Below are 26,341 nucleotides of genomic sequence, written 5' to 3' on the forward strand. Positions count from 1 at the left end.
GAAGAAATACGTTGCCTCACCATTTTCAATTTTCCCTTTTCAATCTTCAATTAAATAACGTGCCTGAACAAACAGACCATATCCACCTGCGCAGCGAAGAAGTCCAGGACATCCTGGGGAAAACACCATCGTGGATGATTCGCTGGGGTACGGCCATGATCCTTGGACTGATCCTGATGCTGGTGTTTCTTTCCTGGTTCATCCGCTACCCGGATGTGATTGCCGGACCAGTCATGGTCACCACCGAAACCCCACCAGTGAAATTGGTCTCCAACAGTTCAGGGAAATTGATCAGGCTTTTTCATCGGGATGGAACCATTGTAAAGGAGGGTGAGCCACTGGCCGAAATTGAAAACAACATGACACGGGAAGGCATGATGTTTCTGGATTCCCTGCTGCCGGATGTGGACCGGTTGCTGGCAAGTAAAACCGATTGGGTAGCTTTCAATGATCACGATCTTGTTTTCGGTAGCCTTCAGCAGGATTACCAATCGCTCAAAACCGCCTGCACTGAATACGCCCAATGGCGCAATGATCCGTACGGCGTGGAACAGATCGGCAAACTGAAGAACAAGATCACGCACTACCGGCAACTGATCGCCATCATGAAAGACCAGGCAGCCCTGTCCGAAAAAGAACTGAGAAATGCCACGGAGACCTACCATGCCAACCAGAAGTTGTACAAAGAAGGTGTGTATTCCAAAAAAGATTTCTTTGACCGTGAATCGGCCTACCGGCAGAAACAGCAAACCGTGGAAGAACAGAAGAAGGCGATGACCCAGAACGCTATTGCCCTGAACGATCTGGAAAGCCAGTTACTTGATGCCGAACATGCACGTACCGAAACCGAGCGCAAGTACAGGGAAGATATCCGGCGCGGATTGGCCAGCCTGAGAAACGGAATCCAATCCTGGGAGCAAAATTTTCTGTTACGCTCTCCCATCTCCGGTAAGCTGAGTTACCTGTCCAACCTGAGTACCAGTCAACACGTCAACAGTGGTGATGCCCTGTTTGCCGTCATCCCGGAAAGTGAAAGCTACACCGCCTGGATGGAACTACCTTCTCAAGGGGCAGGTAAGGTCAGAAGCGGACAACAGGTACAGATCGCTTTTCAGGATTACCCTTCCCACGAGTATGGACGCATTGCCGGGCAAGTCGTTTCTCTCTCATTGATCCCCAACGGCAACACCTACAGGGCGGAGATCCGGTTAACCGATGGTTTGGAATCCACCTACCACAGAAAGCTGGCTTACAAACCGGAAATGAAGGGAACCGCCGAAGTGGTAACGGATGATCTTCGGCTGATGGACAGGGTGTTCAACCGGTTCAGGGAGGTGTTGAAGCGGTAAAGAGGTATTCCATTGAATGCTTACACAAACCGTCAATGACCCTTTCCTTCCCGCCAACAATTACCCGCTTATTCCCCAATCACTTACCCTGATCAAATCGTCAATTTGACGGTTCGAATGGATGTCGGTCAGCTCCACCCCTGAAGTAGAAAAAGCCCGATGATCACTCATCGGGCTTTTTCTACTTCAGGGGTGGAGCCTCGAAGCGAACGAGGCACGAGTTCTGCTGCGGGGCAGTTATTCAATTTATAAAGGTAGCATTATGTGCTCCCGAACCTAAGTCAAACAGAACCCCAAAATCTGATGAAAAGGAGATGGTTGAAATTCATTTCCAGGAGGGATTTGAACATGCGGATGTACGTGTGGTGGTTGGCGACAGCGTGGTGTTTTCAAAAACACTGACAACCGAAGCGCAATTAGGCTTGGCCGGTGTTTACGAACTGGATGTTCGCCACGTGAAAAATTGCCGGTTGGTTGTGGATGACAAGCAGCTGGCGTACTCATTCAAACCCGGTTGCCCGTTTCTGGGCGTCACGTTTGCATCGGAAACCGGCATTATGGTGGAATGCAGCGCTGCCAGGTTTTTGTATGATTAGGGTGGAGGGGGGGGCTGGTGCGGATACCGTTATTCGTGCCAGAGGGCTTATCCGAGGCGGGGAGCCCAATCCCATCTGCATTGAATGTTTATAGAAGATGGCATGGGTGCGATGATGTACGACCCCGTTGGGGTCGCAGAATTCCCCGGTGTTCGTATTTTCTATAAACGTTGAATCCCTCCGGGATTCTTTCTTTCATCGATGGATGTCTATCCCCCGTTCACAAACACAAATCTGTTTACCTTCAGGCGGGCCCTTAAATCGGTAGGCGCGCTGTATGCTCTTGCTGTATGCTGTTGCTGTATGCTCTTGCTGTATTTGCTGTATGCTAATAATTCCGTATCTTTGCCACCGAGCAGATGACATAGGTACGTCAAGCGAAGAATCAATATCCGTTCCGGATTTCCTTTCTTTCTCGTATTTGGGTCATTTAAGACCTGAAGCTTTCACACAGTTTTAGAAGAAGAGCCCCGGCCACTCACCGGTTGGCAAGCGATGCAAGGGCGAACCCTTGTCAATAGGGAAGGGCTTTAAGCCTTGCCCATATGATTGTATTTTGAGAACAAGACAACAACAAAAAAGAAGAAAGCCGGGACAACGTCCAGCCAACCAACCACCCCGCGGATACCGCAATGGGAAAAGAAGATCTGCCAAAGCCAAGTTGGGGCAAAGCCTTGACCCCGAAACATTGATAAAAAAAGCCGAACCCAGATCCGAAACCAAATACGACAGCGGCAGAACCATTGATAACCTGCCACTGGATCAACGCCTCACAGACCGGATCAGGAAAAAAGGGTTTGAAAGACTTACCCCCATCCAGGACCAAAGCCTGGAACCCCTCATTCAGGGGCAGAATCTCATGGGAATAGCACAGACCGGTACGGGAAAGACCGGCGCTTTTTTGATTCCCGTGATCCATCGGCTGCTGACCGAACCCAACCGGCACCAGGCACTGGTGTTGGTTCCTACGAGGGAACTGGCATTGCAGGTGCAGGAAGAATTCGATAGCCTGTCTCAAGGCCTTGGACTCCGCCGCACCACCCTGATCGGTGGCACCAGTTTGCACACCGACAGACAGCGATTGAAAAAAGGCAACCACGTGATCATCGGTACGCCGGGTCGCGTGCAGGACCACATCGACAATGGTGGCCTGCGCCTTCACACGTTCACCACATTTATCCTGGATGAGTTCGACCGCATGCTTGATATGGGTTTCATCCGCAACGTGAACAGGATTCACGCGGAAATGAAAAACCTGAAGCAAACCGTTCTGTTTTCCGCCACGGAAAGTGCCAGCCAGCGTAAGGACATAGACCGATTGTTGCGCAATCCTGTTGAAGTACGGGTGTCATCCGGCAACCGCACATCAGATCATATCGAACAGGACGTGGTTCGCATCATGCCCGGCGAAGATAAGTTCAGCATAATGCTGAACCTGATCCAACAAGATGGCTTCGAGCGGGTGCTGGTATTCGAAGAAACAAAACGAAGCGTGAGCAAACTGGCGCTCAAACTAAAGAAAGCCGGTGTTTCAGTGGATGAAATTCACGGGAATAAAACCCAGGCGTCGCGAAAAAGAGCGTTGGATAAATTCCGGGCCGGGAATATTAAGGTGCTCGTTGCTACGGATGTTGCCGCACGGGGTATTGACGTAGACGATGTATCACATGTGATTAATTACCGGGTTCCTGTGAACCGGGAAAGCTATATACACCGGATCGGTAGAACGGGTCGGGCCGGGAGACAGGGCATTGCATTAACCCTGGTGGATTGAACATCCGTTCTCTTATTCACAAACAATTAAATATTCAAAACAAGTAACAATGGAAAAAGGAACAGTAAAATTCTTCAATGAGTCCAAAGGATTCGGATTCATCACAATGGAAGACAAACGCGACATCTTCGTGCACGTAACCGCGTTGCAGGAGGAAATCCGCGAGAATGACGAAGTTGTCTTCGAAGTGGAAGAAGGAAAAAAAGGCCTGAATGCAGTGAATGTAAGACTGGCCTAACCTGAACAAATCCACACCCTACCGGTAGGAAGCATTCCCGCCGGTAGGGTGTTTTTTATTTTATATCCCACCCAAACCGGAACCACATGGCCAAAACGAACTACTCTTTTAACAAAAGAAAAAAGGAGCTTGACAAGAAGAAAAAAAAGGAAGCCAAGCTCAAACAGAAACTAGAGCGTAAGAAACTCAAAGCCGAAGGAGGTGTGGATGATGCGGACGAAAATGATGCCACCGGGTCCTCCGATGAAGAAGAGTAGCCGCACCTAACCATTGCGTGACTGACAAACGCACACTTTCCTCTCTTGCTTGCTAGAGGTACGATGCCCCCACTGTATGCTGTTGCTGTATGCTGTATGCTGATCTTACTTCAACTCCAATACGTCCTTCAGCTTTGCATACCCGCTTCGGCTCATTGGGATGGAGACACCGCTTTTCAGAATGGCTACATGGTTGTCTTTGCCTGCGGGTTCAATGCGTGTGATCTGGGCCAGCTGCACGATGAATGACCTGTGCACCCGCAGGAATCCTGCCTGACTGAGGCTGTCCTCAAAATACTGCATCGTTTTCTTCTTCAGGAAACAGTCGTTGGCGGTGATCACCTTCACGTAGTCGTCATACGCTTCGAAATAATGAATGTCCTGTACCGGCAGGATGCGTATGTTGCTGCCGTCTTTCACCACCACCCGATGCATTTCTTCGCGGTTGGAGGGTGTTGAATCGGCGAGCTCCCGGAGCTTCCGGTCGGATTGTTCGCTGCCACGCGCCTTTAACCAATTATTCACGGCCTTCGCAAAACGTTCTTTGCTGAAAGGTTTTAGCAGGTAATCGACCGCATGTACCTCGAAAGCGGCCACAGCATACTCATCGAAGGCAGTAGTGAAGATGATGCCCGGCCGGGGTTCGTCAATCAGTTCCAGCATTTCAAATCCGTTGATCTTCGGCATCTGGATGTCGAGGAAAACCAGGTCGGGTTGGTGTTCGGTGATGGCCTTGATGCCTTCAAACCCGTTGCCGCATTCCTGCACAACATGTATATCGGCAAAGTCGGAAAGGTAATCCTTCACCACCTGGATCGCCAGGGGTTCGTCGTCTATGATAACGGCTTTGATCATGGGCGTTGGGGTATTTTAACGGTCACGGTGAATGTGTCTTTATCGGCACGGGTTTGCAGCAGGTCGTTGCGGGCGAAAAGCAAGTACAGGCGGCGTTGCACAGATGTGAGTCCGAACCCGGTTCCTTGCCTGGGGCGCGCTGTTTCTGCATCGAAGGGGTTGCGGATGGTGATCACGAGGTAGCCCTTTTCTGCGCGGGCGGTGATGCGGATGGTCACGGTTCCCACGGTATCGTACAGGCCAAACTTGATGGCGTTTTCCACCAGGGGCTGGAGGAGGAGGGGCGGCAACATCATCGGGAGTGCGGCTTCATCCTGTTCGGCTTCTGTGTTCAGGCGATGCCCGAAGCGCACCTTTTCAATGTCGAGGTAGAGGTTCAGCTGGTTTAGTTCCGATGCCAGGTCCACGAATTGTCCGTCGTTTTTCTTCACGGTGCCGCGCAGGAAGTCGGATAGTTTGTGGATCATGCTGCGCGCTTCTTCCGGCTGGATGCTGATGAGCGAGCTCACCGAGTTGAGGGTGTTGAACAGAAAATGCGGTTGCAGCTGTTGCCGAAGGGAGGAGAGTTCGGCTTCCTTGCCCAGTTTCTCCAGGTTGAGGCGGCGTTCGTTGCTTTCATCCTGCGCGCGCTGGTAGTGCAGCAGGCGGTCCAGCAGCATGAAGGCGCCGATCACCACAAAGAAGAACGCGAAGCGCAGCGGCACGGTATGTTCGAAAAGGGCATCGGCGGGTGTGTTCCCGTACAGGTAGCCGGCGATGTAGTGGATGGCAACAAGCGACGCAGCTGCGAGACCGACACACCACAGCAGCGGCATGTACCAGCTTTTGCCGCTGGAACGGTGGTAGCGGAGAATGAGGGTGATGTCAAAACAGGCGAAGGCCAGCAGGGCGTTGTTCAGGAGGCTGTCGGTCCAGGCGGTATGGGCATCGATCCCGAAATACATGAGCAGATAAGCGTGGGCAGGTATCCATGCCACGAACCAGGCCGCAAAGGCTGTCCAGTATTTTCGGTATGAAAACAAATCAGTTGTCAATGGACCGCATATTCAAAGATAGAAATCCTGCTCCGATGGCGTGTTGCCTCTCGTGCACATAGCGTGTGTAAAGATGTGCATCCGTGGGTTCGGTAATGGATGATGTTAGTTCGGCTCCGTCGGTGAGCGTACCCAGGTGGGTGAGCTCGGCCACACCCACGAACCGCCACTCCACGGTTTCTCCCTTGTGGTTGGAGAAGCTGTCCTGTTCTTTGTGGCCCAGGCGGGATGCTTTTTCAAATGCCGATGCCTTGTCACGGGCCCGGATGAGCCGGAGCTGTTCATCGAATTGGGGGGCATGTTCACCTTTGCCGGTAACGATGCGGTAGATGATGCGTGCTGTGAACCAGTTCATGTGTGTTGGGTGTGATGGGGGTCAGTAACTGCTGATCTGGATGCCACCGAGGACGGAGGTGCCTTTGAGGGTAAGTACCTTGTCGGAGTCGGGGTGGAGGTTATCGCCACGTTTGTCTTCAATGCCTCCGAGGAAGGCCACGGTTTCGCTGTAGTTCACCCGCCAGTGGGGTGGCACAATGAGCTTGGTGCCGCCGAACACCTGGTGCATCTCCAGGATCACGGTGCCGTTGATGTCTGCCTGACCGAGGTTGATTTCGGCGCCGCCGAACACGCAGGTGACCTCACCGCCTTTGAAATCTTTTGAGATGATGTTCTTCCGGGTGCTGCCGAACACCACCACGGTATCGATGCGGTCTTCGGTAGACCGGTCTCGTTCCTGTTGCCGGTATTGATCGCGGTAATATCGACGCTCCCTGTGTTTCCATCTTCGGTGCCATGCACGGTGGGGACCGCAGCGGCGCGGACGGAAGATCATGAACAGGCCCATCATCACGACCACAATCGGCCATACGAACGGGCGGATGTGAAAGCCGGGGATGAGATCATCCATCAGGAAAAGTCCGCCGATGAGGATGGGTGCCAGCCAGCCTGCACCCCGGAACAGGTGTTTGGCGCCAATGTAAAGACCCAGAACGATCAGTCCCATTTTCCATGTGAACAGCCAGGCAGGGAAGAAGTACCCCATTTTATGCATGAACCATACCACACCCACGCTGATAAGTACCAGTCCGCCCAGCACACGTCCGGCGCGTGGATGGCGGTATTCATGCCAGTCTTTGCAGTCGCGGTTGATGTCTTGTTGATTGATGTCCGTTTCCATAACACTTGTTTTTTGACAAATGTAGGCCGGGCATCAGGCTGTCGAAAGGGCGAATAGGTGAATGGCGGTTGGGAGGCGGTGAATGGCAGGAACAGCATACTGCAACAGTATACAGCATACAGTGGCGGTGTAATTCCCGGGTTAGTTGTTGGTTTGAAGGGTTATTGAAACGCCTTCAGGTTTCGGTTTGGACAGATGCCTTTTACTCTTGCTCTAAACGGTATGTTGTAATTTAGCCAATATCAACAAGAGAACATCGGACATCAGGTGAAACGGGTCCTGAACATATTACTCATGCTGTGTACCATCCCCGCATGTATGCAAAAACAGGATCGGGTGCAGCCGCATCATCAGGAAACGGATGCAAGGCCAGCAAACGTCCCGGTCCCTTACCACGATATGCACGCTGAAATTGACACAAGCGGCGTGCTTCATTGGGAATCGGAAGAGGTGGAGGATTCCACCGAATTCATCGTCCAGCAGTTCAAATGGAACCGCTGGGTGAACGTGGATACCGTGAAGGGAACGGAAGGCGATCAATACCACTTCACATCCCGGGTATATCTTTTTCATGGAAAGAACCGCATCCGAATCCTGCACCATGCCACCGATACAAATACCTATGCAGACACGGTTTCGATGGATGTGCCCAACATTCCCGAGGTGAGTTATGCATGCAGTGTGAACATGGACAAGGTGAAGTTTTCAGCGGAAACACCTTATGAGATCATTGATGCCCACGGTCACACCGTGCGTTCGGGATTCGGGAACAGTGTGTCCGTAAAAGACCTGGATGAAGGAATGTATTTTTTGAATGTTGAAAACAAGACAGAGGAGATTATCGTCAGGAAAACATGGTAGTTTAGAATATTGATAATGTATTGAACCCAGCTATTGTCTCAAAGTTCCTTATGAAATAACATGGGAGTTTCTTGCGGCTCACCTTGAAGATATCACCCGATGGCCGCAGAAGTTCATCAGCATCACCGGGCCATTCCAGTCACCTATCGGCGATATTCTCCGATAACATCAATTGTGTGCCGAATGCCGTTCTAGCCGACGAAAGCACTGTATGCAGTATGCTCTTGCTGTATGCTGCTTTTAGTTCTCCGGAATATGCTTCAGCGTTTCCAGAAACAGTTGCCAGTATTTGTGTACTGAACTGATCTGTACTTTCTCGTCGGGTGAGTGGGCGCCGCGGATGTTCGGACCGAAGGAGATCATTTCCATGTCGGGGTAGTTGGCACCGAGGATGCCGCATTCAAGTCCGGCATGGCAGGCGCTCACCTTGGGTTCCGACTTGTACAGCTCGCGGTAGAGGTTGTCCATGATCTTCACGATGGCCACACCGGGCTTGGGTGTCCAGCCGGGATAGGCGCCTGCGAAGTCCACTTTGCCACCGGCGCTTTCAAGGGAGGTTTTCAGCTTTTCGGCCAGTTCCATTTTCTCGGCATCCACCGAACTTCTTGTCAGGCACATCACGGTGTAGGTGCCGTCTTTCACGAGGATGCGCGCCACGTTGTTGGATGTTTGTACGAGGCCCTGGATCTCCTGGCTCATCTTGTACACACCGTTGGTGCTGTCGGCGATGCTTTTCAGGAATTTTTGCTGGAAGTCGGCCGGCAGGATGTTTTGGGGTGCATCGGTTTTTTCGAGGGAAACGGCCAGGTTGGGGTCCGTATCCTTGTATTCGCTTTTGAAAGCGTTGCCGGTTTCTTTTGCGAAGGCTTCAAAGTTGGAGGCGGCATCTGCACTCACGACAACGGTGGCCACCGACTCACGGGGGATGGCATTGCGCAAACCACCGCCGTCGATGGTGGAAATGTGCACACCGAACTTCGTGGCGGCATCGGTCAGGATGCGATTCATAAGTATGTTGGCGTTGCCGCGGTTGCGGTGGATGTCCATGCCGGAATGTCCGCCGGTGAGGCCGTTCACGGTGATCTTGTACGCCTGGGTTCCGGCCGGGGTGGGGGCAGAGGTGTAGATGCCGTTGGCGGTTACGTCGATGCCGCCTGCACAGCCGATGGTGAGCTCGTCGTCATCTTCGGTATCCAGGTTCAGGAGGATCTTGCCGTTGAGCAGTCCGCCTTTCAGATTCAGTGCGCCGGTCATACCGGTTTCCTCATCGATGGTGAAGAGGGCTTCAATGGGAGGGTGGGGGATGGTATCGGAAGCAAGTACGGTCATGATGGAGGCCACGCCGATGCCGTTGTCGGCGCCGAGTGTGGTGCCTTTGGCTTTTACCCAGTCGTTATCCACAAACATCTCGATGCCCTGTGTGTTGAAATCAAAGTTGGTGGAGGCGTTTTTCTGGTGCACCATGTCGAGGTGACTTTGCAGCACCACCGTTTGCTTGTTCTCCATGCCCTTGCTGGCGGGCTTGCGGATGATCACATTGCCGATCTCATCCTGCAGGGTTTCCAGTCCGAGCGACTTTCCGAATTCCATCATAAAGGCACTGATGCGTTCTTCTTTTTTGGAGGGGCGTGGTACCGCGTTGAGGTCGGCAAAATGATTCCACATTTCTTTGGGGGCGAGTTCCCTTACTTCTTGTGACATAACTCAGAATGCTAAAAAGGTGAAACGATCTGCAAGTTTACAGATATCATCGGGGGGATTCAAATAAATCTTTGTCGGGAGAGCAAATGAATCATCCGACTTGCAAGGGTTCATGCGGGTTGATTTGTTCCGGAAGCAAGTTTGTTAGTGTGAAAACCCAACGTCTCTGACCGGGGTTATGCCGGTATTTTATTGCCACAAAGACACAAATGCGCCAAGATGCACTTCGTACATTCATTAGTCATCCGGCAGCAGACCTTTGTGCCTTGGTGGCATTTTTCGGGGAAAGCAGATGCCTTATGCCTGTGTATTTTCCTGTGGTGTTTTCATGAAAAACACGGAAGCCAGCAGGAATGCCACACCGAGTCCTTTGATGAAATCTGTCAGGTCGATGGAAAAGTCGGGGATGTGTCGGGCGAACAAGCCGAATCCCATGCATAAGCCTCCAATGATAAACAGTCGCAGTGATTTCTTACTCATCTGTTTTTTTGCCATGTTCTTTGTGTGTTGATGACAGGAGGGGACATGTCTTCTTCAGACCGAAGGTATGAAAATGCGACAAGGATGTCAATCCAGCTTTTTGTGGGTGCCGTCGCAGAAGGGAGCTTTTCCGGAGTGTTTGCATCCGCACCAGGCTACTGTTTTTTTCTCGGAGATCTTTTCTACGATGGGTTTGAACTCGGTGGTTTTGTGTGAACCGTCGCAGAAGGGTTGGTTGGTACTATGACCGCATGCGCACCATGCGTAGGTGCCGGGTTCCACTTCAATGACGTAGGGTGATTTCTGTGCGACTTTGGGTGTGCTCATAACAGGTGGTTTTTGATCTGTATGATTAACAATTGAGGGATGAAATGGTTCCGGACTTCCCAGAGAATATGGAGCCATCTTGATGAACGAAAGTAAGCGGAAAGTAATCGGAATGCAACACGCGATTCCGCCTACGTTGTTATTTTTTCACGAACACCGAAGTCACCCATTCGTCTTCAATCAACGCGCGGAGTACATAGGTTCCGGGCTGAAGGGAAACCACAGGAAAGGATGTTTCATTGGACAGCAGCCAGACACGCCCCCGCAGGTCCATCACCTCTACGCGTTGCACTGTCCCTGCTGCGCGTACGGTGATGAAGTTCTGCGAAGGGTTGGGGTAAGCGACCAGTTGCAGATTGTTTCGTTGGTCATGCATTGGGCGGATACCGGTAAACAGATCGGTGATGACACGAATGTGTCCGGTGTTGTATTCCGACACGTACAATGAATCACCCGATGCACTCGCGATGATGCCGTTGGGACCGTTGAATGTTGCTATGCCCACATGACCGTCGGTGTTGCCTGCGGTGCTGCCTGCGAAGAGGGTTACGCTGTCGGTTTGGTATGGATAGATTTGGTAGATCTTGTGCGTACTGAAAGCGGTGGCCCACAGAAAGCCATGGGCGTAAGTAATAAAGCCCAGCCAGCCTGAGCCGGGAATGGTGGCGACATGCTCAAGTGACCCGTCTGAAACGCGGAAGATCTCCCGGTTGTTGAAGTTGGCCACGAACAGGGTGCCGGCATCGTCGTATGCCAGTCCGACCGGACCGTTCAGCGGTGTGCTGCTGAACATGGGGATGATGGTTCCGTCGGGGGCCAGCTTGTTCAGCTTGTAGCTTTGGTACTGGGTGAAGATCATGGTATCGCTGTCGAATGATTTGATGATGCCGGAAGGGTTCGGTACCGCGATCGTATCCAGAAATTTGCCGTCGTGCGACAACTTATATATATGGTTGCCCGACATGTCGGCTACATACAGATGTTGCTGGGAATCGAATGCGAGTCCGTTCGGTGTATTGAAACCCGTGGCGAATATGGTTGCATTTCCATCTGGCGTGATCTTATACACATTGGTGCCTGCATAGTTGGAACCGTACAGGTTGCCTTCGGCATCGAGTACCATGGCATCATCCACCTTCACAGAGGTGTTGTTGAGGAAGGTGGAAACGGTTTGTGCGGATGCTGTGGTGAACAGCGTGAGTGATAGGAGGCAGGCTGGTAAGGATGTGTGGATGTTCATGTCGGTCAGGTGAATGGTTACTGCAATAACGCAGCTCATAGGGCATTTGACAATCACCTTTTCCTGACCGGTTCGGATGGTTTTTCAAGTGGTTGTGTGAGGGGGGTGAATGGCAGAAGATATACAACTTGTATTGAGTCCCTCAATTTTTCGGGGGCACACCCGAGGCGCACCAATCCCCGCCCCAACTCAAGTTACGCAGAATTCCAGGGTGGAAGAAGACGGATTATCGTTCCTTCTTGCATGGGTATGATCGAGCACGTATTTGGTCGGGAAGTGGCAATTGAAACATGTGAGTGGTAGCTTTGGAGGCATGAGCGTTATGTTAGGGATGTTCCGGTATGCCTTCGGTGTTGTGTTCTGCCTGGTCGTGGTACAAGCCTTTGCCCAAGGCGACAAACAGGTGCATGAGCCGCGCGGACTGGCAGTGGGAGATTCCGTGCCCATGTTCACGGCTACCGATATACATGGCCAAACGTATGAACTGGAGGAGGCCCTTCGTTCCGGACCGGTGGTGCTGGTCTTTTACCGGGGGCAGTGGTGTCCTGTGTGCAACCGCCACCTGAGTCAATTGCAGGACAGCCTTTCAATGATCTACGACCGGGGTGCAACCGTGATTGCGGTTTCTCCGGAAAAACAGGAATACATGGAGGAAACCGCGGAAAAGACCGGCGCATCTTTCATATTGCTGTATGATGAAGGGTACAGGATATCGGATGCGTTTGACGTGACCTTTACGCCCGGCGCAACCGAACGGTTGAAATACAACGCCATCGGGGCGCACTTGAAAACAGCCTACACGGATGACAGTGAGCGGCTGCCCATACCTGCTACCTTTATTATAGGTACGGATGGACGCATCCGCTGGCGGCAATTCGACCCCAATCACAGGAATCGAGCCACCGTTGCCGATATCCTGAAAAATCTATGACGGGCGAGGATACATCATCGGATGTCAATCGCCAATACCATTGCAATCAGTTGTGCTAGCGATTTGACCAGGTTCAGTTCGTCAGCTGCGATGGCGATGCGCCACGAACCATCCTTGACTCGGATCAGCACGGCTGGAAATTCCGTTGACGGGGGAATGCCTGTACCTTCAATCTGATCCCTGTGAAGAAACGTGACCTTGAGCGGAAGCGAAGCAACATAGTCGCGCCATTCACGCTTCATGCCCGCATGACCGTGTGTGAGTATACACAGGCGGCAGGGGTAAGTACTAGGTGAAAGCAGTTTGTGTGCGGCATCACTTACCCGGTCAAAGACCCCGCTTCCAGCCTGGTAAACAAAAATCATTTCGGTAGGTTCAGTATGCATGTGCAATGTTTAACAAGAATATGGCGCCAGGTTTACGTTCACTTCAGAACAAGCATTTATCACCCCATATTCCGGATGTAAGGTAATCTCAGGACGTATACTACACAGGGCATTCCCGGATCCTGGTTCGGTTCGGGGCAAAAATAATCGTTTAAATACCCCACATATTTTACCAAATAAAATTTTGATATAGGCGAAAAATTTATTAAGATTGTGTTTAGGGTGTTAGATATAGGTGTTTGGTTGCTGCGTATACTTCACCCGGTTGGCCACTTTAATTACATTAACCTTTTTAGAATCACATAAACCGGCTGTAGAGACCGTGTGGCTCCGTGTCTGATGCAGTTAACACATGACGCTATGAAAAAGTTTTACAGAAGAGTATGCATGACAGGTTTACTGGTAGGAGCCTGTACTGTGATGCCTGTGATGGCGCAGAATGCTGCGCCGTTCAAGGTAGGAAACTTTGAGCAGTGGAAAGAGCAGTCCATGGTGGCGGGAAAAACCGCACCGGTAACCTCCCTGCAAGTTTCACAGGATATGGAGTTCCATATCCAGATGAATGTTCACCGTCAATCCGATAACGGTGATTTCGCCCTGATCGGAAAACCACTGGAACTCAACCGTGCCGACTTCTACATCGACCAGGTGAATGGAGATTTCCAGGGGGCCCTGATCAACTACGACAACAAAACCGCCTGGCGGTTTACACTGGACGCAAACGGAAACCTGATCTCCACCCCCGAAAATATTAATAAATTGGTGTGTGTGGACTATGACAGGGTTGAAGCAGCCCCTGGCAAGGCAGAAAATCCGGATGATGTTGCCACTGTCGAGAGTTCAATTCCACAATTGGAAAGTTTGCCTGGAGCCAAAGCGGTTCTTTACCTGGACTTCGACGGTGAGACCGTTAGTGGCTCTCGCTGGAACAACGGTAATACCATTTACGCCACAGCCAGGAATTATTCCGATTCCAAAATCCAAACCATTTTTGATGTGGTGTCGGATGACTATGCACCCTGGACCATTAACGTAACAACCATCCGCTCCAAGTACGACAATGCATCGACCAACAGCCGCATGATGGCTATCTTCACGGCAACAGACGATGCCGCTTCCGGTGCAGGTGGTGTGGCATACCTCGGTTCATTTGATGACGGACGCAACGATCCGTGTTGGGTATACAACGATCCGACCCAGGCTTGCGCCACTACCGCAGCTCACGAACCCGGACATACCTTCGGTTTGAACCATGACGGTACCACCACCGGTGATTCGTACTACATGGGAAATGACCTGTGGGGCCCGATCATGGGTGCGCCATTTAATGAAAAGGTGATGCATTGGAGCAAAGGCAGTTATCCCAATGCCAACAACTCAGAAAATGACTACACCATTATTGATGGTAACACCAATGTGGATTACAAAACGGATGATTACGGAAATACCACAGCCGCTGCATCCGACCTGGTACATACCAACGGCACGGTGAATGTGGACGATGACAAAGGGTTGATTGAAAAGCAAACAGATAAGGACGTTTTCAAATTCGAAACCGAAGGTGGAAATGCATCCTTCACTGTTATGCCGGAAAATAAGAATTGGCCCAACCTGAATGTTCAGGCCAGAATCCTGGATTCAAACGGAAATGAAGTGGCCAAGAACAGCAGTACGGAAGATGCCCATACCGTGAACAACATCGTAAGTTCCAACCTGGCGAAAGGAATCTATTACCTGGAGATAGACGGAGTAGGTCTGGCCAGGGGATGGACGGGTAGCCCTCATGGATATGATGATTACTGCTCAACAGGTTACTACACGATCTCCGGATCCTTCGTGCCCAAGAGCCAGAATGTTCCCCCAACGGTCGATTTCGTTGCCAGCGAAACAGCAGGTTGCGGATCACTGACCGTTCAGTTCACTGATAAGAGCACCAATTCACCCACTTCATGGTTGTGGAATTTCGGTGACGGAGGAACATCTTCTCAACAGAATCCTTCGCATACCTACAGCACCGCGGGTACATTCAATGTATCGCTGAAGGCTACGAATGGTTTCGGTAGCAATACCCAGAACCAGAATGGTCTGATCACCGTGGGCGCAGGTACCACCTATTCGTCTGCAACAGGCGGCCCAGCGGATGACAGCTTCGGAACCGGCGGTTTGTTCACTTCGAATGACATCCGCGGACTCTTCTTCGATGCACAAACCGACATCATCCTTGAGTCATTCAAATTCAACTCTGGTGAGGCAGGCGACCGCCAGATCGATATCATCAGCGGAGGAACCATGAACACCACCGATGGCGGTGTAGATGGCGGCACGGTGGTGGCTACCACAACCGTAAACATTCCGAATGGTACAAGTGAAGTGCCGGTGAACATCGAACTGCCGCAGGGCAACGATTACTTCATCAAGATCACAGGTTCCGTGGTAGATTTGTACCGCAACGATGCCAGCGCATCCTACCCGTACCAGATCACCGACGCACAATCCAACCAACTTGTGTCCATCAAGAAGGCCAACGTGCTGAATGGCGGTGATGCAACCTATTACTACTATTTCTACAACTGGAAAGTGCGCAAGCAAGGATGCTTCAACAACACAGGCCTGGACAACCAGCAAGCCGAGTTGTTGCAGGTGTTCCCGAACCCCGCCAACAACACCATACACGTACAATTTGCAGGCAATCGCAGTGGCAATGCACGTGTGGAAATGATCAATGCGCTGGGTGCCGTTGTGATGCAAACCCAGGTGGGTATGTCTCAGAATACACTGGATATTCCTTCCTCGACACTTCCGGGCGGTATTTACCTGGTGCGTGTGGTGCAGGGAGATCAGCTGTCTCAACAACGTGTTGTGATTGCGCACTGATGATTTAAGAATACGCATCCCTGCAACACATATGGCTGTTTAGCGCCAAAAACGGCCACAAGGAAAACAGGGAGACGAAAAAGTCCAACTGCTGCAAAGCGGTTGGACTTTTTTTATTTGATCCATGATGTTGTTTACTTGATCAGGGTCACTCTTCCGATGCGGTTGATTTCTTCGCCGTTGTACGTCCATGCGCGGATTTTCCACACATACACATCTTCCTGAGAGATGTCTGTTCCCTCATTCGCACATCCGTCCCATCCCTGCCAGTTGGTACCCGTGTAAATCAGGTTGCCCCAGCGGTCGAAGATGTACATTTCCAGCCTGGTGAAGTCCATCATTTCTCCGTACGGTTGGAAATAATCATTCATGCCATCGTTGTTCGGCGTAAAGGCATCGGGCACATAAAAGGTGGGGTCCTCGTGTACGCGCACAGTCGTTGATACCGTATCCTTGCATCCATAACCGTTTTCCACCGCCAGCGAAACCACATACGTACCCGTATCGGTGTATATGTGGGTGGGATTCTGAAAGTCGGACGTGCCGTTGTCGCCAAAGTTCCATATCCATACAAAGGCGTCGGTGGAAAGATCGGTGAAGTTGATAACCGGATTGAAATCGTCCACATCATTGGAGGATGCGGTAAAGTTGGCATTGGGATTATCATATACCTCTATATAGCAATCCTTCTTTAAGGTGTCTTCACAACCATTGGCTGAGGTTACCACCAGTGTGATGTCATAGCATCCCGGCGAATTGAATGGATGGGTAGGGTTTGCGGAGGTATCGGTGGGGCCCATGTCACCGAAGTTCCACAAGTAGCTCACCTCATTGGTGCTGCAACTGCTGAATAGCACATCCAGCGGCGCACAACCCGAAAGTGTATCGGCCATGAAACATGCGGTGGGCCCGCCGATGTTCAGAATGTTCACACTGTCTTCAGATACACAACCGTTGGCATCGGTTACCGTCACATGATAGGAGCCTGCGGTCACGCCGGTTACACCAGATGAAGTATACCCTCCGGGTGACCAGAGGTAGGTATACGGACCTGTTCCTCCGGCGGTCACAGTTGTGGTTCCGTCAGCCGATCCGCAGTTGGCATCGGTGCTGTTGGTGGTTGTTGTAGGTGGAGGATTCACGGTAACGGTAACGGACGCGAAGGCACTGTCTCCATTGTCGTCGGTAATGGTTACGGAATAGGATGTGGTGGTGGTCGGACATACCTGGTGTGGGCCTTCATTTCCGGTGATTCCCTGATCCCAGGTATAGCTGAAGGGAGCTGTTCCTCCGGATGGAGTTGCGGTTAAGTCAGTGCAACTTCCTTCACAAATCTCGGATGGATTTGCCTGTAGCAAAGCCGAAATATGGCAGGGGCCGGGCTGGACAGTGACAATTACACTGTCCAAACCCGTACACCCCCGGGCATCTGTCACCGTCAAGTAGTAAGTGGTGGTGGTAGTGGTTGCAGTTACCGGATTCGCAATTTGGGGGTTGCTCAGACCGGTTGACGGTGACCAGAAATAGGTATATGATGGTTGCCCTCCGCTGACGCTGCCGTTCAATTGTGCGCTGTCGCCCTGGCAATAGGAGAGGTCGGGGCCGGCGTCAGCAACGGGTGGTTGGAAAATGGTAACGGTTACCGTGGTGTCATGTTCACAGCCACCGGTGGTGGTGCCCGTTACGGTATAGGTAGTGGTGGATGTCGGACACGCCTGCGGGGTGGCTGAGTTGGGGTTGTTCAACCCGGTAGCCGGCACCCATGTGTATGAGTCGGCACCGCTAGCACTCAGCGTAACACAGCTTCCGGCACAAGTAGAATCGGGTGCAACGAGCACCACCGGAATGGGATCTACGGTGACGGTGATGCTGTCTGTTCCCGTGCATCCTGCGCTGTCGGTCACCATCACCACATAGGTGGTGGTGGTGCCGGGTGTGGCAACCGGGTTCGCAATGTTGGGGTCAGACAGGTCGGTGGCAGGTGTCCATGCAAATGAGTAGGGTGTGATGCCACCGCCAGGCGTAACCTGAAGTGTAACGGATTCCCCCAGGCAGATGCTGGTGTCGGGTGTGGCAATCACCGTAAGGCCGCCACCGCCGACGGTTGGTGGGAACTTTCCGTCGGTGGAAACCCAGTTGTCGATACCCAGGTAACCTCCGAAACCACCGGATGGGCCATCAACGGCACGAAACCGGAGATATGTGTAGTTGGCGCCCGGTGTGAAACAGAAGCTCCAGGTTCCCCAGGTTCCTGGTGCAGGGCTCGTAATCTCGGCACTTTGGAAAAGAATTTCATCGGAACTGCATGCCGACATACCGCCCTCAATAAGCAAAACAGTGGGTGCGTTGAAACCACCTGCAGGGCGTACATAGTCTAGCGTGAAACAATATTGGGTGCCGGCTTGCAGTGGATTGCAGAGCTGGAGGCTGGTGCGTTCACCGTTGGATTCACCGGTTCCGCTGCTCCCGCTGGCCCAGAAAGACATGTAGGTGTTCCCGTCGGTCGGGGGCTCGACGAATCCGTACTGACCGGGTTGGATATCGGAAGTAGCGGGACCGCCGCCCGGATAGTTGCAGGTAACCCAGCTGCCATCGAAATTGTCGGGCAGGCAGGGTTGCGTCTTTTCCCCGTCGCAATCGCCGGCAGCTCTTTCAAAAGACATGTTGAGGTTGCAGGATGTTGAACATGGCGGAGGGGAATGTGAGGCATCGGTTCTGGGAGCGGTGCATATTGGCTCGATACACGCGGTATTCACTCCCGGTGCTAAAATCAGGATACATATGATAAAAGCGAAACGCATGATGATCACTACACTACAAGCAATTCAACGGCAATTTCCCCAAAAGGATTCCCATAGACAATTCTCATTGCGAATCGATTAGGAAGTCTAAAGTGTACACCCCCGATCTTTAGCTACAGAATGGAAGAGGTGAATACGATCAGAAGATGGAATTTCCGGCGTACGTGGTAAAAAGCTCCAGGGCTTTTACACCTGCCAGGGAGTTGCCGTGTTCGTTGAGGCCGGGAGACCAAACCGCAACGGCAAGTTCTCCGGGTACTACGGCAACAATACCCCCGCCAACACCACTTTTGCCGGGCAGACCTACGCGGTAGGCAAAGTCGCCCACGTCATCATACAAACCACATGTCAACAGAATGGCATTGATGCGTTTGGCGGTGGAAGCTCCCACGATCTCACTTCCATCCAACGCAGACTTTCCGCCGTTCGCGAGAAAAGTGAACGCCTGCGCAAGATCGGCGCATGTCATGGTTATGGAGCATTGGTGAAAGTAAAAATCCAGCACTTCTTCCACCTCGTTGTTGAGGTTGCCGAACGACTTGATGAAATTGGCCAACGCCCGGTTGGTATGCCCAAAACGCTTTTCAGCCACGGCAACCACATCATCAAAACTGATGTGGGTGTTTCCGGAGATTTTCCGGGTGAACTCAAGCAGAGATTGTTGAGGTTCCGGAAATTCGTCCAGGATCATATCTGCCACCACAATAGCGCCCGCATTGATGAAAGGGTTTCTGGGTTTGCCCTTTTCATATTCCAATTGGATCAGTGAATTGAAAGGGTTTCCCGATGGTTCTCTTCCGGTGCGTTCCCATATATCGGCACCCAGTTTGTTGAGTGCCATGGTCAGCGTAATCACCTTGGATATGCTTTGAATGGAGAAGGGTTCTTCCGCATCACCGCACGTGAACGTTTCGCCATTCACCGTGCAAATGGCCATTCCGAATTTGTCGGGCGACACACCACCCAAAGGCGGAATGTAGTTGGCCACCCGGCCCTTGTTCAGCAAGGGTTTTACCTCCTTGCGGATCTTTTCCATCAGGTCCTGATACAACATGGTCATGCGGGTTGGTTCACAAAGGTATGTTTTTCGTTTCTGGGTTGATGAGGGAAAACAGATGCATTCATGGATGTGATGGTACGATAAATTTTTGAAATGACTTCGATCTTCCTGCTACATATTCACAGCCCATTTATGGTGTCAGGCACGAGCGGATGGTGAACAAAACCACCACCCGGGTGTTTACCTGTGAACAACTTTTGTGAAGCCCGCCACTATGATCATTAAACAAAAGCAGGAGAAATGATTACTTTGAGCCATGGAATCAATGATGAAGCGACGTTGAGCCGATATGTGATAAAGGACCTAGAGCGTTTGTCGGGTATCAAGGCGCATACCATCCGGATATGGGAACAACGGTATGGCATCTTGAAACCGGCCCGAACAGATACCAACATAAGGTACTACGACAATCAGGATCTGAAGAAGTTGCTGAATGTCGTGATGTTGCTCAAGAACGGCCTGCGGATCTCGCAGGTGGGTAAACTGGGTGATGAAGGTGTACGCAATGAGGTACGTAAACTACTGGATGGAGACCCGGGGTGGGCTGCCAATTCAGACCTTTTGGTGCATAGCCTGGTGGTGGCCATGATTGAACTGGATGAGGAACGTTTCGATAAAGCGTTTTCAAATGCCGTATTAAGATTCGGTTTCATGGATGCCATCCTGAATGTTATCTACCCTTTTCTTGAGCATGTCGGGCTGATGTGGGGAGTGGACGATGCCAATCCCGCGCAGGAACATTTTGTCTCCAACCTGGTTCGTCAGAAGATGATCGTTGCCATCGACGGCCAGATGCCACCACCGGAGAAAAGCCAATCGTTTGTTTTGTTCCTTCCTGAAGGAGAACTCCATGAGATCGGCTTGCTGCTTGCTTACTACGTATTAAAAGTGCACAAGCGAAAGGTATACTACCTCGGACAAAATGTTCCGCTGGAGGATGTGGCCTCCATCGGGGAGCTAACAAACGCTGGCCACTTCCTGACCTTCTTCATTTCCACTCGTCCGGTTGAGGAAATCGAAGAGATCCTCCGCCAACTCAACAAGCGTTTCCCCAAATCAAAGCTTCTCCTGGCAGGACATGTGGCATCAATGTCCGATGCTTCTCTGCCCAAATCAACCGTGTATTTGCATTCCGTTCAGGACCTGATCCGGTTTCTGGGCTAAGGCCATTTCCATATAACTTTTAATAGGTTGATAATCAGTGTTGTACTGATTTGGCTCCTTATTTTGTTTAATAATTAACAAAAATTAATGAACAATATTTGGAATTCCATGTTTAATGGTGGTATGTTTGTTTATCTAAATGTAATAAACATTAAACAAAATTCTCATGTCTACTTTGGAGTTCCAGGATCAGTTGTCGAAGATGCGGGTCAGCCTTCACCGGTTTGCGCTGTCTCTCACAGCAGACAGGGATGATGCGGATGACCTGCTGCAGGATACCTGCCTGAAAGCACTTTCATCCCGGGAGAAATTCAGGGAGAACATCAGTTTCAAATCCTGGCTGTTCACCATCATGAAGAATACCTTCATCAATCGCTATCGCAGGCAAGGCGTGCGGCATGCTGTGATGGGTGGGATGGCCTACACGGCGGGAACCCCATCCCCGGGTGTGGGTCATGAAAGTCCCGAGCGCGGACTGCTCAGCGATGAGATCAGCAAAGCCCTCGCATCTGTGCCCGAAGCATGGAGACAACCCTTCCTGATGCATCACCACGGGTACCGTTACCATGAAATAGCCGAGCACCTCCGCATTCCGATCGGAACGGTGAAGAGCAAGATACACTTCGCCAGGAAGGCCCTGCAACACCAATTGTCTGAACTTAGGTACGCATGAAGAACACGGTAGTCATAGGTTCCGGGCTCGCCGGTTTGTCATCCGCCGCTTACCTGGCCAAGGGAGGCCAGCATGTAACGGTATTGGAAAAGAACGATCAGCCGGGTGGCCGCGTGCGCCAATTCAGGGAAGCAGGCTTTACTTTTGATATGGGCCCGAGCTGGTACTGGATGCCCGATGTATTCGAACGTTTTTTTGCCGCCTTTGGCAAACAACCGTCCGACTACTACAACCTGGTACGCCTTGATCCTTCCTATCGCGTGTTCTTCGGAGATGATCATGTAGTGGACGTGCCCGCCGGCGAAGAAGCGGTAGCCAGCCTGTTTGAATCCATGGAACCCGGCAGCGCAGACCAGTTGCGCGAATTTCTCGCGGAAGCCAAGCAGAAATATGAACTGAGCCTGAACAGCCTGATTTATCAGCCCGGGCTTTCATTCAGGGAGTACCTCACCCCGGAAGTGATCCGTTCCATCATGACCCTCGGACTGTTCAGGAACATCAGCGGCGCAATAGGAAGGCGTTTCAGCAATGATCATATCCGTCGCATCCTCGAGTTTCCCGTTCTCTTCCTGGGAGCCAAACCGGCCAGCACACCCTCCCTGTATAGCCTGATGAACTTTGCCGATATCGTACTGGGCACCTGGTACCCGATGGGTGGCATCTCACGCATTGTGGATGGAATGGCGGATGTGGCACGGGAACAAGGCGTGGAGTTTAGGTTCGGCGAGCCTGTGAAAAACATGACGCGCGTGAACGACCGCATCCGGGTGGAATCCTCCGCCGGAACATACATGGCCGATTCGGTGGTTGCAGCGGCCGACTATCATCATATCGAACAACAGGTGCTTACCCTGAAGGATCGCCACTATGCCGAGAAGTATTGGAACCGGCGTGTACTAGCCCCTTCCGCGCTTTTGTTTTACCTGGGTGTGGATCGCAAGCTGCCCGGTTTACAACACCACAACCTTTTTTTCGATCGGGATTTTGCGCAACACGCCCGACAGATATACGACCAACCCCAGTGGCCGGATGACCCGCTTTTTTATGTTTGCTGTCCTTCCAAAACAGATCCTTCCGTTGCACCGGAAGGAAAGGAAAATCTGTTTGTGCTGATTCCGGTTGCACCCGGACTGGCAGACACCGAAGAGGTGCGTGAACGGCTGTTCCATCTTGTCATGGATCGGTTCGAGCAATTGCTGGGAACACCTGTCCGTCCTGACATTATCTTGAAAAAAAGTTATGCCCACAGGAATTTTGCAGAGGATTACAATGCCCTGAAAGGAAACGCATACGGCCTGGCGAATACACTTTCCCAAACCGCATTCCTGAAACCCACCATGTCCAGTTCCAAAATGCCGAACCTCTACTTCGCGGGGCAGTTGACTGTTCCGGGTCCGGGTATGCCGCCCGCACTGATTTCCGGAGAGATTGCCGCCCGCCAGATATTAAAAACCTTACACCCATCACCATGAGAAATTTGTATGATCAGATCGCCGCGCAGGCCAGCCGGCAAACCACACGCCTGTACAGCACGAGTTTTTCGCTCGGTATCTTTTTATTGAACCGCCGGCTGCATCAACCCATCTATGCCATTTACGGATTTGTGCGGTTCGCCGACGAGATCGTGGATACCTTTCATGACCAGGATCAGGCGCACCTGTTGGAACAATTCCGGAAAGACACGGATGACGCCATCTCTCGCCGCTTCAGCATGAACCCCATCCTGCACAGTTTTCAGCAGGCTGTTCACCGCTACGGCATCGGGAGGGACCTCATCGATACATTCATGAACAGCATGAAGATGGATCTGGACATGCAGCAGTTCGATGCCGGACATTACAAGCAATATATCCTTGGATCGGCCGAAGTGGTCGGACTCATGTGTTTGCGCGTGTTCTGTAACGGCAACGATACTGCGTATGAACAATTGAAGCCCTATGCCATGCGACTGGGAAGTGCATTCCAGAAAATCAACTTTCTGCGTGACCTGAGGGCCGACTACGAACTGCTCGGCAGGAACTACTTCCCGGATGTGGATGTGTCACAACTGACGGATGCCGACAAACGCATGATTGAACAGGAAATCGAGCGGGACTTCAGGCAGGCGGCAATCGGAATACGGCTGCTGCCACGCACGGCCCGGTTTGGCGTGTATGTGGCCTACATGTATTACTACCAATTGTTTCGCAAGATTAGAAAAGTGCCGGCGAAACGGGTGCTCCGGGAACGTATCCGCATTTCCAACCACCGCAAATACGGCATCTTGCTTCAATCCTACTTTCGTCACAGTCTCAACCTGCTTTAATACTCATATGCCATGGAACATGTAGTACTTGTGAACCGGCTCGATCATCCGGTCGGGACGATGGAAAAAATGAAAGCCCACCGGGAAGGGAAACTGCATCGCGCGTTTTCGGTGTTCGTTTTCAACCGCAAGGGAGAACTGTTGTTGCAGCAACGGGCCCATACGAAGTACCATTCGGGTGGCTTGTGGACCAATACCTGTTGCAGTCACCCCAGGCCCGGTGAAGACATCGAACATGCTGCCAAACGCCGCCTCCGGGAAGAGATGGGCTTTGAGTGCGACCTGTTTCACGCCTTTAGCTTCATCTATAAAAAGCACCTGGATCAGGGGATGATCGAGCATGAACTGGACCATGTTTGGATCGGTTCGTACAACGGCCCGTTCAGGATCAATACGGATGAAGTGGCAGCCACGCGATTTGTTTCACCCGAGAAAATCCGCAATGAAATCGCTTTGTCACCCGCAACATTCACCGAGTGGTTTCGCATCTGCTTTGAACAGGTGGAGAAATTCAGAAGCCGTCAAATCTGTCAATCCCTGGCCATATAACCATGAATGTTCTTTTCAATCTATTCTTCTTTGTGCTTGCCTTTGTTTTGATGGAAGGCATGGCCTGGTTCTCACACAAGTTCATCATGCACGGACCGGGGTGGTTCCTGCATGCCGACCATCATGTGCCCCGCGGCGGATTTTTCCAGCGCAACGATGCATTCTTCCTGATCTTCGCCATACCCGGTTTTCTGCTGATCGCAGGCGGAATGGCATATGGTGTGAACCCTGCCGCAGCTGCCGGGTTCGGGATCACGGCCTACGGACTGGCTTATTTCCTGGTGCATGATGTGTTCATCCATCAACGCTTCAAATGGTTCAGAAATACGCAGAACCCATACCTGCTGGCCATCCGGAGGGCGCACAAAGCACATCATAAACATACCGGGAAGGAAGACGGCGAATGCTTCGGTATGCTCGTGGTTCCTCTTCGCTATTTCAGGGAAATCAAACGGAATAAGTGATGACCGCATTCCGGTTGATATTGATGGTATGTTGCCTGCCGGTGTTCGGTAGGGCACAGGATACGCAACAGCTCCGGCATGCTTTCGCCGCCGCCGTTGGCAGCGAGGCTGCCGCCGCAGAGCTGTGCGCAAGCCTGGAGGCAAAAAAGGAAAAGTCAGCGCTGGAATGGGGGTACCTGGGAGGTGGTAAGGCATTGGCTGCGAAGTTTGCCGTAAATCCGTTCACCAAACTCCGGCTGGTCACCGAAGCGAACCGGTGCTTTGACCGTGCCCTGTCGCTTGCACCCCAACACACGGAGGTGCATTACCTGCGACTCGCCATGCAATCGCAGTTACCGTCATTCCTCGGGCAAAGTGATGCCGTTGATGAAGACAAACGATTTTTAATTGGCAGCCTGGGCAGTACGTGCAGGGAGGATGCTGTTTTATGCAACCAGGTAACTTCCCTGCTGACCGAACATGTATCCTGCTCCCCCAGCGAGAAGGAAAAAATAGCCCGCACAGTAAAATGACCTGGACGTATCTTTTGCTCGATCTCGGATCCATCCTGATGCCGGTGTTGTTCATCGCCGACAAGCGCATTCGCATCCTCACCAATTTGAAAGCACTGGGTGTTGCGCTGATGGCGGGAGCACTGGTGTTCATACCCTGGGACGTCTGGTTCACCCGGCAGGGGTACTGGTCGTTCAATCCATCTTATGTTATCGGTGTAAATCTCTTTGGATTGCCAGTGGAAGAGTGGCTGTTCTTCCTGGCTATTCCGTATTGCATGATATTCGTTTGGGAAGTGCTGCATCACTATTTTCCCACACCGGTTTCGCTGGCAACCGAACGGCTGATCACCATCATGCTGTTGTTTATATCGGCCATATTTTGTCTGATGAATACCGCCCATCCTTATTCCTGTGTGGTGGCGGCAGGTTTGTTCGTGTCAATCATCGGATTCCGGAAATGGGCGGGGAGTGCGGCCATGGCAGGTGTTTACTTTCTGTATCCGTTTCACCTGATCGGTTTCTGGACAGTGAACGGGGTGCTCACCTCATTGCCGGTCGTCATCTATCATCCGGATGCAATCACCGGCATCAGGCTCGGAACCATACCCGTCGAAGACCACCTCTACTCGCTGCTGATCCTCATGGTTTGCGTGGGCACATACATCCGTTTACGGAGGCCTTCCGTGGATTGAACGCTTCCAATTCCCGCATCATTTACCGGTTTATTTGAGGCGAAACATTATTCCGCATT

Annotated in this window: 27 protein-coding genes; 16 read left to right on the forward strand and 11 right to left on the reverse strand. The window is 51.7% G+C overall.

Annotation, left to right across the window (positions count from 1 at the left end; genetic code table 11):
* Positions 1-59 precede the first annotated feature (59 nt).
* From H6585_09385 to H6585_09405, 5 genes are all read left to right on the forward strand, one after another.
* The gene (locus tag H6585_09385) at positions 60-1,349 is read left to right on the forward strand and encodes an HlyD family efflux transporter periplasmic adaptor subunit (protein ID MCB9448541.1); all 1,290 of its coding nucleotides are present in this window, start codon (positions 60-62) and stop codon (positions 1,347-1,349) included.
* Between the two features lie 314 nt (positions 1,350-1,663).
* Positions 1,664-1,945: a hypothetical protein gene (locus H6585_09390; protein MCB9448542.1), complete on the forward strand. Its 282-nt coding sequence runs from the start codon at positions 1,664-1,666 to the stop codon at positions 1,943-1,945.
* A 556-nt stretch (positions 1,946-2,501) separates the two neighbouring features.
* A complete protein-coding gene (locus H6585_09395) occupies positions 2,502-3,719 on the forward strand; it encodes a DEAD/DEAH box helicase (protein MCB9448543.1) in 1,218 nt (405 codons plus the stop codon).
* A gap of 49 nt (positions 3,720-3,768) precedes the next feature.
* Positions 3,769-3,957, forward strand: a complete 189-nt coding sequence (locus tag H6585_09400) for a cold-shock protein (GenBank protein MCB9448544.1) — start codon at positions 3,769-3,771, stop codon at positions 3,955-3,957.
* Positions 3,958-4,043: 86 nt separating this feature from the next.
* Entirely contained in the window at positions 4,044-4,214 is a 171-nt protein-coding gene (locus H6585_09405) for a hypothetical protein (protein ID MCB9448545.1), read from the forward strand.
* 105 nt (positions 4,215-4,319) lie between these two features.
* Here H6585_09405 and H6585_09410 read toward each other — a convergent pair whose 3' ends face one another.
* The 4 genes from H6585_09410 to H6585_09425 form a co-directional block, all read right to left on the reverse strand.
* Positions 4,320-5,069, reverse strand: a complete 750-nt coding sequence (locus tag H6585_09410; GenBank protein ID MCB9448546.1) for a response regulator — start codon at positions 5,067-5,069, stop codon at positions 4,320-4,322.
* Complete coding sequence (locus H6585_09415; GenBank protein ID MCB9448547.1) at positions 5,066-6,013, reverse strand: histidine kinase; 948 nt, start codon at positions 6,011-6,013, stop codon at positions 5,066-5,068. The genes H6585_09410 and H6585_09415 overlap by 4 nt, the downstream gene beginning before the upstream one ends.
* A gap of 79 nt (positions 6,014-6,092) precedes the next feature.
* The gene (locus tag H6585_09420) at positions 6,093-6,458 is read right to left on the reverse strand and encodes a DUF4288 domain-containing protein (GenBank protein ID MCB9448548.1); all 366 of its coding nucleotides are present in this window, start codon (positions 6,456-6,458) and stop codon (positions 6,093-6,095) included.
* Between the two features lie 21 nt (positions 6,459-6,479).
* A complete protein-coding gene (locus H6585_09425; protein ID MCB9448549.1) occupies positions 6,480-7,280 on the reverse strand; it encodes a hypothetical protein in 801 nt (266 codons plus the stop codon).
* Between the two features lie 318 nt (positions 7,281-7,598).
* Between H6585_09425 and H6585_09430 the strand changes: the two genes are divergently transcribed.
* Positions 7,599-8,141 carry a T9SS type A sorting domain-containing protein gene (locus H6585_09430; protein MCB9448550.1) on the forward strand — a complete coding sequence of 181 codons (543 nt, stop codon included), beginning with the start codon at positions 7,599-7,601 and terminating at the stop codon, positions 8,139-8,141.
* A gap of 240 nt (positions 8,142-8,381) precedes the next feature.
* On the opposite strand, the gene H6585_09435 is transcribed toward H6585_09430, so the two are convergent.
* The 4 genes from H6585_09435 to H6585_09450 form a co-directional block, all read right to left on the reverse strand.
* A complete protein-coding gene (locus H6585_09435) occupies positions 8,382-9,842 on the reverse strand; it encodes an aminoacyl-histidine dipeptidase (GenBank protein ID MCB9448551.1) in 1,461 nt (486 codons plus the stop codon).
* Between the two features lie 297 nt (positions 9,843-10,139).
* Positions 10,140-10,337, reverse strand: coding sequence for a hypothetical protein (locus H6585_09440; GenBank protein ID MCB9448552.1), 198 nt, complete (start codon positions 10,335-10,337; stop codon positions 10,140-10,142).
* Between the two features lie 72 nt (positions 10,338-10,409).
* Positions 10,410-10,649, reverse strand: a complete 240-nt coding sequence (locus H6585_09445) for a CDGSH iron-sulfur domain-containing protein (GenBank protein MCB9448553.1) — start codon at positions 10,647-10,649, stop codon at positions 10,410-10,412.
* A 139-nt stretch (positions 10,650-10,788) separates the two neighbouring features.
* Positions 10,789-11,928 (reverse strand): T9SS type A sorting domain-containing protein, encoded by a 1,140-nt coding sequence (locus H6585_09450; GenBank protein ID MCB9448554.1) that lies wholly within the window; start codon positions 11,926-11,928, stop codon positions 10,789-10,791.
* A gap of 274 nt (positions 11,929-12,202) precedes the next feature.
* Here H6585_09450 and H6585_09455 point away from each other — a divergent pair, with 274 nt between their 5' ends.
* Entirely contained in the window at positions 12,203-12,820 is a 618-nt protein-coding gene (locus H6585_09455) for an AhpC/TSA family protein (GenBank protein ID MCB9448555.1), read from the forward strand.
* Between the two features lie 14 nt (positions 12,821-12,834).
* On the opposite strand, the gene H6585_09460 is transcribed toward H6585_09455, so the two are convergent.
* Entirely contained in the window at positions 12,835-13,206 is a 372-nt protein-coding gene (locus tag H6585_09460; protein MCB9448556.1) for a hypothetical protein, read from the reverse strand.
* Between the two features lie 360 nt (positions 13,207-13,566).
* On the opposite strand from H6585_09460, the gene H6585_09465 reads away from it, so the two are divergent.
* On the forward strand, positions 13,567-16,080 hold the full coding sequence (locus tag H6585_09465; GenBank protein ID MCB9448557.1) for a PKD domain-containing protein: 2,514 nt from the start codon (positions 13,567-13,569) through the stop codon (positions 16,078-16,080).
* 134 nt (positions 16,081-16,214) lie between these two features.
* On the opposite strand, the gene H6585_09470 is transcribed toward H6585_09465, so the two are convergent.
* Positions 16,215-18,743, reverse strand: a complete 2,529-nt coding sequence (locus H6585_09470; protein MCB9448558.1) for a PKD domain-containing protein — start codon at positions 18,741-18,743, stop codon at positions 16,215-16,217.
* A 277-nt stretch (positions 18,744-19,020) separates the two neighbouring features.
* The gene (locus H6585_09475; GenBank protein ID MCB9448559.1) at positions 19,021-19,935 is read right to left on the reverse strand and encodes a glutaminase; all 915 of its coding nucleotides are present in this window, start codon (positions 19,933-19,935) and stop codon (positions 19,021-19,023) included.
* A gap of 246 nt (positions 19,936-20,181) precedes the next feature.
* On the opposite strand from H6585_09475, the gene H6585_09480 reads away from it, so the two are divergent.
* The 8 genes from H6585_09480 (at position 20,182) to H6585_09515 (ending at position 26,282) form a co-directional block, all read left to right on the forward strand.
* Positions 20,182-21,105: a MerR family transcriptional regulator gene (locus H6585_09480; GenBank protein MCB9448560.1), complete on the forward strand. Its 924-nt coding sequence runs from the start codon at positions 20,182-20,184 to the stop codon at positions 21,103-21,105.
* A gap of 166 nt (positions 21,106-21,271) precedes the next feature.
* A complete protein-coding gene (locus H6585_09485) occupies positions 21,272-21,778 on the forward strand; it encodes an RNA polymerase sigma factor (GenBank protein ID MCB9448561.1) in 507 nt (168 codons plus the stop codon).
* Positions 21,775-23,250 (forward strand): phytoene desaturase, encoded by a 1,476-nt coding sequence (crtI, locus tag H6585_09490; protein ID MCB9448562.1) that lies wholly within the window; start codon positions 21,775-21,777, stop codon positions 23,248-23,250. Before H6585_09485 ends, crtI begins: the two co-directional genes overlap by 4 nt.
* A complete protein-coding gene (locus H6585_09495; protein ID MCB9448563.1) occupies positions 23,247-24,083 on the forward strand; it encodes a phytoene/squalene synthase family protein in 837 nt (278 codons plus the stop codon). Before crtI ends, H6585_09495 begins: the two co-directional genes overlap by 4 nt.
* 12 nt (positions 24,084-24,095) lie before the next feature.
* Positions 24,096-24,632, forward strand: a complete 537-nt coding sequence (gene idi / locus H6585_09500) for an isopentenyl-diphosphate Delta-isomerase (GenBank protein ID MCB9448564.1) — start codon at positions 24,096-24,098, stop codon at positions 24,630-24,632.
* A gap of 2 nt (positions 24,633-24,634) precedes the next feature.
* A complete protein-coding gene (locus H6585_09505) occupies positions 24,635-25,096 on the forward strand; it encodes a sterol desaturase family protein (GenBank protein MCB9448565.1) in 462 nt (153 codons plus the stop codon).
* On the forward strand, positions 25,096-25,608 hold the full coding sequence (locus H6585_09510; protein MCB9448566.1) for a hypothetical protein: 513 nt from the start codon (positions 25,096-25,098) through the stop codon (positions 25,606-25,608). Before H6585_09505 ends, H6585_09510 begins: the two co-directional genes overlap by 1 nt.
* A complete protein-coding gene (locus tag H6585_09515) occupies positions 25,605-26,282 on the forward strand; it encodes a lycopene cyclase domain-containing protein (protein ID MCB9448567.1) in 678 nt (225 codons plus the stop codon). The genes H6585_09510 and H6585_09515 overlap by 4 nt, the downstream gene beginning before the upstream one ends.
* Positions 26,283-26,341 lie beyond the last annotated feature (59 nt).

This window comes from Flavobacteriales bacterium (assembly GCA_020635855.1).
Classification (GTDB): Bacteria; Bacteroidota; Bacteroidia; order JACJYZ01; family JACJYZ01; genus JACJYZ01.

Excerpts from the sequence above, each read along its gene's own strand:
- H6585_09510 (MCB9448566.1), top strand. The coding sequence starts at position 25,096 with ATGACCGCATTCCGGTTGATATTGATGGTATGTTGCCTGCCGGTGTTC.
- H6585_09460 (MCB9448556.1), bottom strand. The coding sequence starts at position 13,206 with ATGCATACTGAACCTACCGAAATGATTTTTGTTTACCAGGCTGGAAGC.
- H6585_09475 (MCB9448559.1), bottom strand. The coding sequence starts at position 19,935 with ATGTTGTATCAGGACCTGATGGAAAAGATCCGCAAGGAGGTAAAACCC.
- H6585_09400 (MCB9448544.1), top strand. The coding sequence starts at position 3,769 with ATGGAAAAAGGAACAGTAAAATTCTTCAATGAGTCCAAAGGATTCGGA.
- H6585_09480 (MCB9448560.1), top strand. The coding sequence starts at position 20,182 with ATGATTACTTTGAGCCATGGAATCAATGATGAAGCGACGTTGAGCCGA.
- H6585_09485 (MCB9448561.1), top strand. The coding sequence starts at position 21,272 with ATGTCTACTTTGGAGTTCCAGGATCAGTTGTCGAAGATGCGGGTCAGC.
- H6585_09455 (MCB9448555.1), top strand. The coding sequence starts at position 12,203 with ATGAGCGTTATGTTAGGGATGTTCCGGTATGCCTTCGGTGTTGTGTTC.
- H6585_09410 (MCB9448546.1), bottom strand. The coding sequence starts at position 5,069 with ATGATCAAAGCCGTTATCATAGACGACGAACCCCTGGCGATCCAGGTG.
- H6585_09505 (MCB9448565.1), top strand. The coding sequence starts at position 24,635 with ATGAATGTTCTTTTCAATCTATTCTTCTTTGTGCTTGCCTTTGTTTTG.
- H6585_09425 (MCB9448549.1), bottom strand. The coding sequence starts at position 7,280 with ATGGAAACGGACATCAATCAACAAGACATCAACCGCGACTGCAAAGAC.
- H6585_09405 (MCB9448545.1), top strand. The coding sequence starts at position 4,044 with ATGGCCAAAACGAACTACTCTTTTAACAAAAGAAAAAAGGAGCTTGAC.
- H6585_09470 (MCB9448558.1), bottom strand. The coding sequence starts at position 18,743 with ATGTCTTTTGAAAGAGCTGCCGGCGATTGCGACGGGGAAAAGACGCAA.
- H6585_09420 (MCB9448548.1), bottom strand. The coding sequence starts at position 6,458 with ATGAACTGGTTCACAGCACGCATCATCTACCGCATCGTTACCGGCAAA.
- H6585_09415 (MCB9448547.1), bottom strand. The coding sequence starts at position 6,013 with ATGTATTTCGGGATCGATGCCCATACCGCCTGGACCGACAGCCTCCTG.
- H6585_09495 (MCB9448563.1), top strand. The coding sequence starts at position 23,247 with ATGAGAAATTTGTATGATCAGATCGCCGCGCAGGCCAGCCGGCAAACC.
- H6585_09515 (MCB9448567.1), top strand. The coding sequence starts at position 25,605 with ATGACCTGGACGTATCTTTTGCTCGATCTCGGATCCATCCTGATGCCG.
- H6585_09430 (MCB9448550.1), top strand. The coding sequence starts at position 7,599 with ATGCAAAAACAGGATCGGGTGCAGCCGCATCATCAGGAAACGGATGCA.
- H6585_09440 (MCB9448552.1), bottom strand. The coding sequence starts at position 10,337 with ATGGCAAAAAAACAGATGAGTAAGAAATCACTGCGACTGTTTATCATT.
- H6585_09465 (MCB9448557.1), top strand. The coding sequence starts at position 13,567 with ATGAAAAAGTTTTACAGAAGAGTATGCATGACAGGTTTACTGGTAGGA.
- H6585_09390 (MCB9448542.1), top strand. The coding sequence starts at position 1,664 with ATGGTTGAAATTCATTTCCAGGAGGGATTTGAACATGCGGATGTACGT.
- crtI (MCB9448562.1), top strand. The coding sequence starts at position 21,775 with ATGAAGAACACGGTAGTCATAGGTTCCGGGCTCGCCGGTTTGTCATCC.
- H6585_09445 (MCB9448553.1), bottom strand. The coding sequence starts at position 10,649 with ATGAGCACACCCAAAGTCGCACAGAAATCACCCTACGTCATTGAAGTG.
- H6585_09435 (MCB9448551.1), bottom strand. The coding sequence starts at position 9,842 with ATGTCACAAGAAGTAAGGGAACTCGCCCCCAAAGAAATGTGGAATCAT.
- idi (MCB9448564.1), top strand. The coding sequence starts at position 24,096 with ATGGAACATGTAGTACTTGTGAACCGGCTCGATCATCCGGTCGGGACG.
- H6585_09450 (MCB9448554.1), bottom strand. The coding sequence starts at position 11,928 with ATGAGCTGCGTTATTGCAGTAACCATTCACCTGACCGACATGAACATC.